This is a genomic window from Actinomyces sp. HMSC065F11 (assembly GCF_001813085.1).
Taxonomy (GTDB): Bacteria; Actinomycetota; Actinomycetes; order Actinomycetales; family Actinomycetaceae; genus Gleimia; species Gleimia europaea.
Genome location: NZ_KV811470.1, coordinates 452,193 through 466,289, shown reverse-complemented (window position 1 = coordinate 466,289; position 14,097 = coordinate 452,193). Strand labels below are relative to the sequence as shown.

The following is a 14,097-nucleotide window of genomic DNA, read 5'->3' as shown; positions in this document are numbered from 1 at the left end:
GCCTAACTTTGGTGGGTAAAACCAAGGTGAACGGTGTGTATGACCCAGCTTGTGGTTCTGGTTCGCTTCTGCTTCGGTTTGCCAAGATTATCGGGCAAGAAAATATTGATCGCGGCTACTTTGGCCAGGAGATCAACCTAACCACTTACAACCTTGCGCGCATCAACATGTTCTTGCACGGCGTCGGGTTTGAGGACTTCAGTATTGCTCTGGGCGATACTCTTACTGATCCGAAGCATTGGGATGATGAGCCGTTTGAAGCGATCGTGTCTAACCCTCCGTATTCCACGAGGTGGGAGGGGAAGAATTCTGCGATTTTGGTAAATGATGAGCGTTTCGCTCCGGCGGGCGTACTGGCTCCCCCGTCAAAAGCGGACCTGGCGTTCACGATGCATATTTTGCATTGGCTTGCAGAGGACGGCGTTGCAGCGATTGTTACGTTCCCGGGTGTCCTGTACCGCGGAGGCGCTGAGGGCAAGATCCGTAAGTACCTGGTGGATAACAACTTTGTGGATGCGATTATTCAGCTGCCTTCGGATTTGTTCTTTGGCACAACGATTTCCACGTGCATCATGGTGTTGAAGAAGTCTAAGCAGGATCCTTCTATTCTATTTATTGATGCTTCCGCCGAGTTTGAGCGTCGTAGCACTAAGAATCAGCTTTTGGATGAGCATCGCGAGAAGATCCTAGAGGCGTTCACGGCCCGTAAGGACGTGGATCATTTCGCACGCCTGGTGAAGTATGAGGAGGTTGCGGAGAACGACTACAACCTCTCGGTGTCTTCCTATGTTGAGCCGGAGGACACTCGCGAAGTCATCAACATTGAGGAGCTGAACGCCAACCTGGTGAAGATCGTGGCCCGCCAGCAGGAACTACGCGCACAGATCGACCAGATCGTAACCGACCTGGAGGCCACCAAATGAGCCGCATCGATGACCTGATTGAAGAACTATGCCCAGACGGGGTGGAGTTTTTTCCTCTCGAAGAAGTTTTTCTCTTACGTAATGGCTACACGCCATCAAAGTCGAAACGAGAGTACTGGAATAACGGGTCAATTCCGTGGTTCCGTATGGAGGACATTAGAGAGAATGGGCGCTTATTAACGGACTCTATTCAACACATCACACCGGAAGCGGTGAAGGGTGGGAACCTATTCCCAGCGAATTCCGTAATCATGGCTACGTCCGCTACCATCGGCGAACACGCCCTGATTTTAGTTGATGCAATGACCAACCAACGTTTTACATGCTTGAGCTTGCGTGCAGACTTCACGGATAAGTTAATCCCCAAATTCGTGTTCTATTACAGTTTTGTACTTGGCGACTTGTGCAAGAAAAATGTCTCCGAATCTAGCTTTCCTTCAGTACGCATGGATCGTTTTAAAAAGTTTCGATTTCCTGTTCCCCCATTGGAAGTTCAGCGCGAGATTGTTCGGATTCTTGATGCATTTACAGAGCTGGAAGCGGAGCTGGAAGCGGAGCTGGAAGCGGAGCTGGAAGCTAGGAAAAAACAATACGAGTACTACCATCACTTATTGATAGATTCGAGTAACGAATCACGAACCTTGCCTCTTGGCACAGTTGCAGCCTACTCAAAAGAACGGGTCGATTCCGTTCTGTTAGACGAGAACCACTTCGTTGGAGTCGATAATCTCCTACCAGAAAAACGAGGTAAAAAAGCCGCAGAATACGCGCCCAATACGGCGACGCTAACTAAATATGCCGAAGGGGATATCCTAATCGGCAATATTCGCCCCTACCTGCGAAAAATATGGTTGGCAAGTAATACAGGCGGGGCGAGTGGCGATGTTCTAGTACTCCGAATTAAAGAAGCTTTTCAAAGTGAGCTTCTGGATGAATACTTTTATTACCTGCTCTCCTCGGAAAATTTCTTTCACTTCAACATCGCTAATTCCAAGGGATCAAAAATGCCGCGTGGAGATAAGAAAGCGATTCTGAGGTACAACCTCGTGATTCCGCCGATCGATCATCAACTGCGGACAGTCGAAATCCTCAACCACTTCCAAACACTTGTCAACGATATTTCTTCTGGTTTGCCGGCTGAGATTGAGGCTCGGCGTAAGCAGTATGAGTACTATCGAGATAAGTTGCTGACGTTCAAAGAGAAAGCTTCCTAACTGTGGAGACACGCAAGTTTGACCCCGTAGCCCTGTCATCCCAATCAACCGTCGTGGCCGAGTACGTGCCTGAAGGCAATGATGCCAGTGGCTACCAGTCCGAAGCTCAACTAGAAGCCGAATTCATCCACCAGTTACAAGCACAAGGCTACGAATACGCTGATATTCGAGACGAACAACACCTCGAAACTAACCTGCGCGCCCAACTCTCAAAACTCAACGACGTCGAGTTCACCGACGCCGAGTGGAACCGCTTCTACAAAACCAACATCGCCAACTCCAGCGACACTGTAGAAGACAAAACCACACGTATCCAAGAAGACCACATCCAACTACTCGAACGCGAAGACGGCACCACCAAAAACATTCGCCTGATCGACAAAGACAACATTCACAACAACCACCTACAAGTCATCAACCAATACGCCGTAGACAAGGCAGACGGAGCGAAACACTCCAACAGGTACGACGTCACCATCCTCGTCAACGGACTCCCCCTGGCACACATTGAACTAAAACGACGCGGCGTACCCCTACGCGAAGCCTTCAACCAAATCAACCGCTACCGCGACGAAAGCTTCAGCACCGGCGCAGCCCTATTCGACTACGCCCAAATCTTCGTCATCTCCAACGGCACCAGCACCAAGTACTACTCCAACACCACGCGCCTAGCCCACGTCAACGAAACCAACAAAAAAGACAAAAAATCATTCGTCTTCACCTCCTACTGGGCCGACGCGCAAAACCAGCCCATCGAAGACCTCATCGCCTTTGCAAAAACATTCTTCGCCAAACGCACCATCCTCAACATCCTCACCAAGTACTGCGTCTACACCGAAAACCGCCAACTGCTAGTAATGCGGCCCTACCAAATCGTGGCCACCGAACGAATCCTCACCCGCATACTCACCTCCACCAATGCAGGCACACTCGGCACCACAGCAGCCGGAGGCTACATTTGGCACACCACCGGATCGGGCAAAACCCTCACCTCATTCAAAACCGCTCAACTAGCCACCAAAGTTGAAGGCGTTGAAAAAGTACTCTTCGTAGTAGACCGCAAAGACCTCGACTATCAAACCAAACTCGAATACGACCGCTTCCAAAAAGGCGCGGCCAACGGCAACACGTCAACCGCACAACTCAAACGACAACTTGAAAGCGCTGATCCAGCCAAGAAAATCATCGTCACCACCATTCAAAAACTTGCAACATTCATCAAAGCCAACCAGGGCCACACCGTATACAACGGACACGTAGTCCTCATCTTCGACGAATGCCACCGCTCCCAATTTGGTTACATGCACGTAGCCATCAAACGAGCCTTCAAGAAATACAACCTCTTCGGATTCACCGGAACACCCATATTCGCCGAAAACGCGGGCTCTGGAAAACACGTAAACCTCAAAACCACGGCGCAAGCGTTCGGCGAAAAACTCCACACCTACACGATCGTGGACGCCATCACCGACAAAAACGTGTTGCCCTTCCGCATCGACTACATCAACACTATCGAAGAAGGTAGCTTCAAAGATAAGGACGTGCGCGCCATCGACGTGGAAAGCGCCATGATGCACCCCGAACGCATCCGGCAAGTAGCGCAATACATCCTCGACCACTTTGACCAGAAAACGAAACGAAACTCCGTTTACATGGTGGGTGGCAAACGCAAACAAGGATTCAACGCCCTCTTTGCCACTTCCTCTATCGAAGCAGCCCGCGCCTACTACGGCATGTTCAGCAAACTACAGTTGAACGTGCCCGAGGCGAAAAAGCTCAAGATCGGCATGATCTACTCCTACGGAGCAAACGACCAACCAGAAGATGGGATCATCGAAGATGAAAGCTTCGATGCCGAGAAACTATCCGAATCGGACCGCGGATACCTTGAGGACGTAATCAACGATTACAACGACATGTTCTCAACCAACTTCGACACCTCCGGCTCCAGCTTCCAGGACTACTACGAACACCTATCGAAACAGCTCAAAGACCGCGAGCTCGACCTCGTTATCGTGGTCAACATGTTCCTAACTGGCTTCGACGCCCCCACTCTAAACACGCTGTTCGTGGACAAGAATCTGCGCTCACACGGCCTCATCCAGGCCTACTCGCGTACAAACCGCATCCTCAACACCGTCAAAACATACGGAAACATCGTTTCGTTTAGAAACCTTGAGCAGCAAACGCAAGACGCCATCGCACTTTTTGGCAACAAAGACGCATCCGGCATCGTCATGTTGCGCCCCTACCAGGAGTATCTGGACGAGTACCAGGCCAAGCTAGACGAGCTGCGCAAGGTTTACGCCGACCCCACAAGTCCCATACCCGCAAGTGAGACCGCGCAAAAAGAATTCATCAACATATTCGGCGCAGTGCTGCGACTGCAAAACATACTCTCCTCATTCGATGACTTTGAAGGTGACAACCAGTTCAGCGAGCGCGAACTGCAGGACTACAAGTCACGCTACATGGACCTATACGACCAGTGGAAGCCACGCACAGATAGCGACCGTGAAGACATTCGCCAAGACGTGCTGTTTGAAATCGAGCTTGTTAAACAGGTTGAAATCAACGTGGATTACATCCTCATGCTCGTTGAGCAACGCCACGAAGCCGGCACAGACAGCGAAGACAAAGAGATACGCGCGAAGATTGACAGAGCACTATCTTCCTCACCCTCCCTGCGTCCAAAGCGCAAGCTCATTGAAGAGTTCGTAGATACCGTGTCTATCAACACCAGCGTGCAAGATGAGTGGCGCGAGTACGTAAACGGCAAGCGTGAAGAAGAGTTAACCGCAATCATCAACGAGGAGCGGCTCAACCGAGACAAGGCCGAACAGTTGATTTCAAACGCGCTACGCTCTGGTCACGTGCCCACCGCGGGACAATCCGTGGCAAGCGTCCTGCCGCCCATCTCCCGCTTCCGTCCCGACAACGCGCGCGGAGAAACCATGCAACGCGTCTATGCCAAACTGCAAGAGTTTGTGGACCGCTTCCGCCCGCTCCTACGCAACGACTTTGAGGACTGAGAGAACGGTGTGGCCGCTGTAAATCCAGCGGCCACACCCTCAACGTCCATCGCCCTATAGAGCGATGATCTACTTCTCCAAGTAGTCGGTGATTACCTCGAAGATCATTGCCAGAGAGGTTGCGCCCGCATCTGGCGTTCCGAGGCTCTTCTCCCCCAGCGGGCGAGCCCTACCAACCTTCGCCACCAAATCCTTAGTGGACTCAGCGCCCTTACGAGCAGCGTCCGTAGCTGCACGCCAGTCGCCCTGCTCCTGCAAAGCCCGAACGGCAGGAACAAATGCGTCGACCATAGTCTTGTCGCCCACGTGAGCGCCACCCAAACGAGTCACCGCTTCAAGACCCGCAGCCGCCGCTTCAGCCAAGTTCGCATCCCCAGCCTCATCACCAAGCACGCGGCCAAAAGCCGTCAACAGCGCACCCCACAGGGCACCCGACGTGCCGCCCGCAGAAGCGGACCAAGAATCACCCGCACCCGCAAGCACAGTGGCCGCGCCACCGCCCTCACCAGCCAAACGGCGAGCCGTCTCCACAGCCGCCTTCGACCCGCGAGCCATACCAATACCGTGGTCACCATCGCCCGCAACCGCGTCAATCTTGCCCAGCTCCGGCTCCTTCTCATGAAGCAAATCAGCGATCCGCTCCAAAACGCTCACAACCTCACCAGCCAGCTTCTGCGACGCCTCACTACCAGGCTGCTCAACGCGAACCTCCTCTGCGGTCACATTCAGCTGGCGGTCATCGACTTCTGCCGGAGCCATATTGCCCACTCGGAAAGCAGGCGTATCCGCCGGCGCCTGCCAGAACTTGAGCAGTTCATCATCAACCCACACCAGCGTTAGGGACACGCCAGCCATATCGAGGGAGGTCACAAACTCGCCAACTTCCTTACCAACCAGCTCAAGACCGGCTGCGCGAAGACGCTTTGCGATGTCCCTCCACAGGACGAACATCTCCTCATACTTGGTATCGCCCAGGCCGTTCACAATCGCTACAACGCGGTTATCCGAGCCCTCCGGACGCTCATTAATCAAGCCGTCAACCAGGAGCTGCGCAATTTCATCCGACGTGCCGATCTCGTCCTCACGCACACCCGGCTCGCCGTGAATACCCATGCCAACGCCCATACGGCCCGGCTCCAGGTGGAACAGCGGTTCCTTCGCGCCCGGTAGCGTACAGCCGCTAAACGCCACGCCAAACGAACGCGTGCGATCATTTGCCTTATCAAAAACGCGCACAACCTCATCAATATCCAAGCCGGCCTCCGCCGCTGCGCCCGCGATCTTGAACGTGGGCAGGTCGCCAGCAATACCGCGACGCTTCAGATGGTCCTCTTCACTAGCCGAGGCCACATCATCTGTAACTACCAGGGTGCGAGCATCAATGCCCTCACTGCGCAAACGCTCAACTGCTTGACCGAAATGCAGGACGTCACCCGCATAGTTACCAAACCCAATCAGCACACCGCCGCCACGCTCAGCAGCCTTCGCCACCGAATACGCTTGGGCTCCCGAAGGGGACGAGAAAATATTGCCGGCCACAGCGCCATCAGCCATGCCCGGGCCAACCCAACCAGCAAACGCCGGGTAGTGGCCACTACCTCCACCAACTACGATGGCAACCTTGCCGTCCGGGGTTTTAGTACTGCGCACCACACCGCCATAAACAGGTTTAACCCAGTTGCTGAACGCGTCAGCAAAGCCCTCAATAGATTCGGCTGGGAACTCCTCGGGGTTATTAACTAGACGTGTCATCTGTATTCCTCCTCGAATGACTACTGACGCCCCTTATACTAAACTGTGTTGTAAGTAACACGCCAGACGTTAGGAAAAGATCAATGCGAGCTGCCGTTCTCAACGCCCCTCAAGACCTACAACTAACCGAAAAAGACGTTCCCATAGCCGGCCCGGGCGAAGTTGTTCTAAAGATCGAAGCCAACACCCTTTGCGGTACCGACTACCGGCTCTACACCGGCGCAAAAACTGCGGGCGTTCGCCCTGGTGTTGTTCCCGGACACGAAATCGCCGGCCGCGTACACGAAATCGGCGAAGGCGTAAACGCCTATTACCCGGACCTGAAGGTGGGGCAACAGGCCACCGTCTCTATCGTTGTTTCCTGCGGTGCCTGCCGAAACTGCTTGCACGACCGCGAACACCTTTGTGAAAACCTTGAGCTGTTCGGCTACGGTTACGACGGCGGCCTGCAAGAATACATGCTGGTTCCCGCCAACGTGGTTGCGCGCGGTAACCTTTTTCCCGTTGCGAAAGAACTCTCCCCTAAAGCTCTATGCCTTGCCGAACCGGTTTCCTGCTGCCTGAACGGCATCGCCAACTTCGGTATCAACCAGGCCGACACCGTGGTCATCATGGGCGCCGGCCCCATTGGCCTCTTGCACGCGCAACTAGCTATGCACGCGGGTGCGGCAAACGTGATCGTTTCTAACCGCGGCGCAGGCCGGCGTGAAATCGCTACCAAGCTGGGCGTCACTGCGGTTCATTCTGACGACCTCGTTCAAACCGTTAATGACGTGACGGCAGGGCGCGGCGCTGACGTAGTCATCGTATGTATTGGCGTGCCGGAACTTGCCAACCAGGCGCTAGAAATAGCCGCTGACGGGGGCCGTGTGAACTACTTTGCGGGCTTCCCGAAGGGCTCAACCTCCACAATGGAACCAAACCTGATTCACTACAAGGAACTGCAGGTCACGGGAGGTTCGAACGCTCGCCGGCGCGACGTAGCCAAAGCCATTGAGCTACTACAAGATGGCGTGATCGACGTGGACGCGATTGTGACCCACGAGTTTGCACTCAGTGACGTACATTCTGCCTACACCGCCCTCCGCGACCGCATCGGCGTAAAAGTAGCAGTAATCCCGGACTAGACCGGCAGTTTTTATGGGGCCAGTTCAACGCGAGCTGGCCCCATGAAACATCTCCAGATAAGTAGCGCTGCGCTAGCTGTCCCTCGAATCTCCACTTTGTTAATTAATCGCGTACTGATAAACAGCACGAACCAGCGGCTTAGAATGCCAGCGCTTGACATTCCTGAAGTATTTTGCCGCATAGCTTGCAACGCGAATTTTCTAGCTCCGTCAAGAACCTCGGGATATTGATTACAAAACTGTTCGAGGTCTCCTACCGCGTAGTTAATCGCATCCGACTCCGCTGACGGATACGTAAAGGTAAACGCCCAAGCATCCAAGAACCCTCCATACGAAGACTCATACTCAAATCCCCAATAATCTTTTGTCCTGCCTGGCAAAACAGTTCCTGGAACTGTATTCAACCAACCGACACCCTCCATTAGTTCCAACTTTTCCGCCTTCGCATCTGGAAACTCACAAGCGCGAGGGAAGAACAAAAGCTCAATAAAGCCCGTACTCAACGTAGCCCAACGGCCTCCACTTGTGCTTGGGCAATCCGTAAGAGTCCAGTACTGCCCCTCAAGCTCAACCGCACTTGGAACCAGCTCCTTCAACGCAAAAGCAATATCGCGCAAAATCGGCTCTTGGTACTCCTTGGGAACTAGCCTTGCGAACTTCGTGGGTTCGCTCTCAAAACTTTCCAAACGTTGCTGTGCCCCTCGCAAATCATAAGGGCCATCACCGAGCGCCCACGCCTGCTGATCCTCAACCGGAATCACCAAATCCAACCCAGACGGCTGGTCATGCCCAACATTCAACATACGGTTACGCAAACGTCTACCGCTTGCCCGGAATCGTTGGATCTCTTGATATTCAATCGAATCCAAGCTCATTGATTCTGGCACCGGCATGAACCAAAGTTTCTCCACATCAGTCCACGGATCCACATGATTAGTGTTACCGTGCCGATGCTGAGCAAAACGCGTCACCACATTCTTTGCCTGACCAACATAGAACTCGCCGTTAGAAAACTCGAGCACGTAAATTCCTCGCCGGTTATGCGGGATAAGGGCTGATACGGAATCCAGCTCTCCCACTGGAAACCGCGCGTATTTGAGTTCAGAGGGCACCTCATTCGCGCCCGCACCAATCTTGGCAACCGACATCGTTTCAAGTTCATCCAAAGGCGTGCGCGAAGCACTTTGAGAATTGCGATCCATCTTGTTCCACCTCTACGACGCTAGAGAAACCAAACAACTCCAGCATTTGAAAGCACTATACCCACAATTGCAACCCGCCAAGCAGGTCTCAAAACCTGCTTAAATATTGCGCGATTGCCGCACTTCACAGAAAACCACTCACGAAAACTTGTAATAACCAACTGTCTGTTCCTGGATTTTGCGCGTGGTTCCAGGCTTGCAGCTGTTGGTCAATAGCGTTATGCAAAACAGCTTCAGCATTTCTGAGGACGGTTTGCACAGCTGCAGTCAATTCTCCATGCATCGGTGAAGGTTAAGGGCCAGAAGGTCTGGCATTCGACATCGCCTGACCGCGCGTATATGTATGAATGCAAATTAATCACCGAAAGAGAGGCACTTGCGGCACTCTACACGGCTATGAAGAACCCTCATGCCCACAACGCTATGGGCAGCAATCGGGCGGTAGCTGCCGTGAAACTGGCGTACTCGCTAAAAGTTAGTTAAACGAAATATCCGTTTAGGGTGGACTATCACAAAAGTGGCGGGTTAATCCCAACAGGAGCCTTAGCCACCCGCAGGAATTAACCCGCCTGAAGAAAATCCACCCGTCGCTAGTACAAAACCAGGTGGCCGTTTAGGCGTTAAACGCCTGCTCTATGCGCTCGTGCGCAGCCCAGATCTGCTCGGGAAGATTCTTGAACTGTGCAAGGTGTTCGCGGCGGTAGCCCATCTCCTTCTTCCACAGTTCAGTGTCTATAGAAAGAAGCTTATCCATATCGGCGTCGTCACCTTCGAAACCATCCAGATTCAGCTCTTCCTTCTTCGGCAAAATACCTACCGGCGTTTGTACGCCCTCAGCGCGTCCTTCCTTAACATCTAGCAACCAAAGCAGCGCCCGCAGATTATCGCGGTAGCCAGGCCAGAGGAAGTGGCCGTCTTCCGGATCGCGTTGGAACCAGTTAACGTGCGCAAAAATGGGCTGTTCCTTCGCGGAACCAATTATCTTCAACCAGTGGGCCGCATAGTCCCCTTCGGGGTAGGACATGAAGGGGCGCATCGACATCGGATCGTAACGCAGCACGCCCTCCTTGCCCTCAGCCGCGAAAGTAGCCTGGGCGCCCAGGGTCAAACCGTCGTAAACGCCCTCAGTCAGGTCGGTGATTGCCCGGATAAGCGGCTCCCGGTCCTTTACTCGCCCGCCAAAGATGATGGCGTCGATTGGCACCCCTTGCGGTTCTTCGTAGTCGGGGGCCACGTTGGGCACGTTATCCAAAGACGTGGTGAAGCGAGAATTGGGGTGTGCCCACTCGTCGCCTTTGGCCTCGGAACGCTGCCGATCGGCCGGGCGGTCGGAAATCTTTTCGCCCTTCCAATCCAGCCAGTCGGTAACATCTTCCGGGTGATCCGGGGTCTTACCTTCCCACCACAGTTCTTGGGTTTCAGGGTTGTAAGCGACGTTGGTGAAGAGCGTCTTAGAGCCTTCTTTGATGGCGTCCATGGCGGTGGGATTAGACTGCCAGTTAGTGTCCTTTGCCACGCCGAACGCGCCGTATTCTGGGTTCATGCCGTAAAGCTTGCCGTCTTCGCCAACGTGCAGCCACACGATGTCATCGCCGTAGAAGTAAACTTCGTAGCGCTCACCCAAAGCGTCGGGAGCTAGCATCATAGCGAGATTGGTTTTACCGGAAGCTGAGGGGAAGCCGCCGCACACGTAGTAGGTACGATCCTCGAACTTATCCTTGATCCCGATCAGCATGAACTGTTCGGAAAGGAATTCCCCGGAAGCCCAGCCGTCGTAAGAGGCTTGGCGCAGACCGTGGGCGATCTTCCCGAGTAGCGCGTTGCCGCCGTAGGAGGAACCGAAGTGCAAAATTGTGCGTTCGTCGGCTACCGTGGCAAACAGGCGCTTGTCCTTATCGGTGCCCTGACCCAAGTTCTCCAGGTCGCCGGTCACGTGCACTGCGCGCACGAATTCTGCCGGATTTTTTAAATTGTTCAGATGTTCTACACCAACCCGGGCCATGCGGATCATGTGAAGAACCACTGTGAGGTTGTCGGTAAGTTCCACCCCGCGAGCCCACTTTTCTAGCGGCGATTTCGGCGGTGCCATCAAGTAGGGCACCACGTACATGGTTTTACCCCGGGAGGCGCCCTTCATACTTTCCAGCTGCCGGGCAGTTACTTCCGTGGCGTCGTGCCAGTTGTTGTAGATTCCGGCTTCTTGCGGATTGTGGGTGGCGACGACGGTGCGTTCCTCGCTGCGCGCCGTGTCCTTGTAGTAGGAGCGGGAGTAGTAGAGTCCATCGCCCGCAGGTGCAATTTCACCGGTGGTTAAGCCCTCAGTGATGAGCCGGTCGTCATCCTTTGCGGAAATGACTTCGATGGCAGCGGGTTCGGTAATTCCGGCCCAGTACGCTACGTACTCAGCTACTGCGGGGTTTTCCAGTCCGGCATTGCTGAGGATCTTGGCAATCTTATCCATATTTATACTCCTAATTTCGGTAGTCCCAACAATATTGTTAGTCTACCCGAAATTTTTGAAGCGACTTGGATTTAAGTCCTACCTGGAATAATTATGGTTTTACATCGGGATAATTCTTGGCTTGTAAGGAGTTTCACTAGCTCCACCAACATCAACCAGGCGCAACTCAACCGGGGCAAGGCTGAACCTGTCCTGACTAGCCCATTGTGACCGTGCTGAGCCTTTGGCGTAGCTGACGACTTAGACGAGCCATCACCATCACCAGAAGGAGAAGTAGACATCCTCAGATGTTGGCTACTCAACTGGTGACTCTTCAGGAGACTCTGGCTTGGGCTTGAATGCTAAATCAACTATGAACACTACGGTCCCACCGTCATTCACCTTACAAGCACCTTGCTCTGGACAGATAAGTCCGGGAAAGAAATCACGGTGAGGCTTTGAAAAGAACGCAGGGCGCTAACTTTGGATGCAAAATCGGGCTCTAAAAACTTAGAATTCTTTACCTGCCATGATCTTTCGACTTGTCGAAAGGGATACTGCGGTCAGTACGATCGTCACAGTCAGTAGTATTCCTGCGCTGGTGAGCGGAGGCAGGATTAAGGTTTTTGCTCCCCATTCGAAGATTGCTTGTTTGTTGGAACCAACAAAGGATTTACTGTTTTAGGGCTTTTAGCGGGCCTGGGGAGTTTTCAAAGGGCACAATTCTTTCTACTTATTTTAAGGCCGGGTTATTTTTCACGGGTTAAATACGTGATTTTATGTCCTAAGGCGAGAGGCCGGTGAAAAAATGTTCAAATGCGATGACCATTAGCACCCACTTAGGTTAGCCTAACCTTAGGGCCGCTTCGGTTGCTCTAAATCAACTAATACGAATGGAGCTATGATGTTCACAACGCAGTTATCGCCAAGCAAGCGCGAAGAGGCGTTACGCGATATGGAAGAAAAGCCGCTTGATATTTTAGTGATTGGCGGAGGTGTTACGGGAGCGGGGATCGCACTGGATGCGGCAAGCCGTGGTTTGCGAGTCGGTATAGTCGAGGCGCAAGACTGGGCCTCCGGCACTTCGTCGCGATCTTCAAAGCTGGTGCACGGTGGTCTGCGATACCTTTATCAACTTAATTTTGCCTTGGTTGCTGAGTCTTTGAGGGAACGTGGCTTATTGCTTACCCACACGGCTCCGCATTTGGTGAAAGCACAGCCTTTTTTGTGGCCCATAAAAATGCGCGTAATAGAGCGGGCTTATTCGGCTGTTGGGGTGGGAATGTATGATGCCATCGCACAGTTTGCACATAGGGGTTCAGTGCCCATTCAAAAGCACTACTCGAAGAAAGGGTCATTGGAGCTTGCGCCTGCGTTGAAAAAAGACGCACTTATTGGCTCTTTGGTTTACTACGATGCCAGGGTGGATGACGCCCGTCTGGTGGTGAATCTGGTTCGCACGGCCGCTCAGTTTGGCGCTTTGGCTGCGAATCGTACCCAGGTTGTTGAAATGCTCAAGGATGGAAACAAGGTGGTTGGCGCCAAACTTCGTGACATGGAAACAGGCGCTGAACATGTGGTTAAGGCAAAATCCATCATTAACGCAACGGGGGTTTGGACTGAGAAAACGCAGTCTCTTTCCGGTTCTACGGGTGGCTTGAAAGTTTTGGCCTCCAAGGGCATTCATATTGTTGTGCCGAAGGAAAAGATTGATTCCAAAGTTGGTTTATTCTTGCGCACAGAGAAGTCTGTGTTGTTTATAATCCCGTGGAAGCGTTATTGGGTTATAGGAACTACTGATACCAAATACCATGAAAACAGGTTGGAACCGGTACCTGATTCTGAGGATATTGATTATTTGCTTGAGCATGCGAACTCGGTGCTGGCTAACCCGCTAACACGTGATGACATCATTGGGGCTTTCGCTGGGCTACGGCCTTTGTTGCAGCCAGGAACTTTGGACGGAGATAAGGCCAAGTCAACCAAGGTTTCCAGGGAGCACACAGTTACTGAAGCCGCTCCGGGGCTCACTGTTATAGCAGGTGGGAAGCTTACGAGTTACAGGCAGATGGCTGAAGATGCTGTTGATTTTGCCTTGGGTAAGGAGCTGGCTAAGCGAATATCGTGCGTTACCAGAAGCACTCCGCTTTCTGGAGCTGTTGACTATGAAGCTATGTGGGAACAGCGTGAGGCGCTGGCAAAGAAAAACGGTTTGAGCGTGGATCACGTAGAAGATCTGTTAAACAGGTACGGAAGTGACATTAAGCTGATTTTCAAATTGATTGAGAAAGATCCTTCTTTGGGGAAGGAGCTTAAGGGCGCTGAAGAGTATCTGCGCGCAGAAATAGCGTTCGGTGTTTTGCATGAGGGTGCTTTGCATGTGGAAGACTTACTGGCGCGCCGCACC

At 52.9% G+C, this 14,097-nt stretch carries 8 protein-coding genes; 5 read left to right on the top strand and 3 right to left on the bottom strand.

The window, feature by feature from the left end; all coding sequences use genetic code 11:
* The 3 genes from HMPREF2891_RS04580 to HMPREF2891_RS04570 form a co-directional block, all read left to right on the top strand.
* A partial coding sequence (locus HMPREF2891_RS04580) for a type I restriction-modification system subunit M (RefSeq protein WP_070664027.1) occupies nucleotides 1-923 on the top strand: 923 nt, incomplete at its 5' end.
* Nucleotides 920-2,137 (top strand): restriction endonuclease subunit S, encoded by a 1,218-nt coding sequence (locus tag HMPREF2891_RS04575; protein ID WP_070664026.1) that lies wholly within the window; start codon nucleotides 920-922, stop codon nucleotides 2,135-2,137. The genes HMPREF2891_RS04580 and HMPREF2891_RS04575, both read left to right, overlap by 4 nt.
* A 2-nt stretch (nucleotides 2,138-2,139) precedes the next feature.
* Entirely contained in the window at nucleotides 2,140-5,169 is a 3,030-nt protein-coding gene (locus HMPREF2891_RS04570) for a type I restriction endonuclease subunit R (protein WP_070664025.1), read from the top strand.
* Nucleotides 5,170-5,238: 69 nt separating this feature from the next.
* Here HMPREF2891_RS04570 and HMPREF2891_RS04565 read toward each other — a convergent pair whose 3' ends face one another.
* Nucleotides 5,239-6,921 carry a dihydroxyacetone kinase family protein gene (locus HMPREF2891_RS04565; protein WP_070664024.1) on the bottom strand — a complete coding sequence of 561 codons (1,683 nt, stop codon included), beginning with the start codon at nucleotides 6,919-6,921 and terminating at the stop codon, nucleotides 5,239-5,241.
* A gap of 83 nt (nucleotides 6,922-7,004) precedes the next feature.
* On the opposite strand from HMPREF2891_RS04565, the gene HMPREF2891_RS04560 reads away from it, so the two are divergent.
* Nucleotides 7,005-8,048, top strand: coding sequence for a zinc-binding dehydrogenase (locus tag HMPREF2891_RS04560; protein ID WP_070664023.1), 1,044 nt, complete (start codon nucleotides 7,005-7,007; stop codon nucleotides 8,046-8,048).
* An 11-nt stretch (nucleotides 8,049-8,059) separates the two neighbouring features.
* Here the strand turns inward: HMPREF2891_RS04560 and HMPREF2891_RS04555 are convergent, their stop codons facing one another.
* Together HMPREF2891_RS04555 and HMPREF2891_RS04545 are read right to left on the bottom strand one after the other, a co-directional pair.
* Entirely contained in the window at nucleotides 8,060-9,250 is a 1,191-nt protein-coding gene (locus HMPREF2891_RS04555; RefSeq protein WP_070664022.1) for a GIY-YIG nuclease family protein, read from the bottom strand.
* A 613-nt stretch (nucleotides 9,251-9,863) separates the two neighbouring features.
* Nucleotides 9,864-11,711 carry a phosphoenolpyruvate carboxykinase (GTP) gene (locus HMPREF2891_RS04545; RefSeq protein WP_070664020.1) on the bottom strand — a complete coding sequence of 616 codons (1,848 nt, stop codon included), beginning with the start codon at nucleotides 11,709-11,711 and terminating at the stop codon, nucleotides 9,864-9,866.
* Between the two features lie 883 nt (nucleotides 11,712-12,594).
* Between HMPREF2891_RS04545 and HMPREF2891_RS04540 the strand changes: the two genes are divergently transcribed.
* Nucleotides 12,595-14,097: glycerol-3-phosphate dehydrogenase/oxidase (locus HMPREF2891_RS04540; RefSeq protein ID WP_070664260.1), on the top strand; the 1,503-nt coding region annotated here is incomplete at its 3' end.

Excerpts from the sequence above, each read along its gene's own strand:
- HMPREF2891_RS04560 (WP_070664023.1), top strand. The coding sequence starts at position 7,005 with ATGCGAGCTGCCGTTCTCAACGCCCCTCAAGACCTACAACTAACCGAA.
- HMPREF2891_RS04575 (WP_070664026.1), top strand. The coding sequence starts at position 920 with ATGAGCCGCATCGATGACCTGATTGAAGAACTATGCCCAGACGGGGTG.
- HMPREF2891_RS04555 (WP_070664022.1), bottom strand. The coding sequence starts at position 9,250 with ATGGATCGCAATTCTCAAAGTGCTTCGCGCACGCCTTTGGATGAACTT.
- HMPREF2891_RS04545 (WP_070664020.1), bottom strand. The coding sequence starts at position 11,711 with ATGGATAAGATTGCCAAGATCCTCAGCAATGCCGGACTGGAAAACCCC.
- HMPREF2891_RS04565 (WP_070664024.1), bottom strand. The coding sequence starts at position 6,921 with ATGACACGTCTAGTTAATAACCCCGAGGAGTTCCCAGCCGAATCTATT.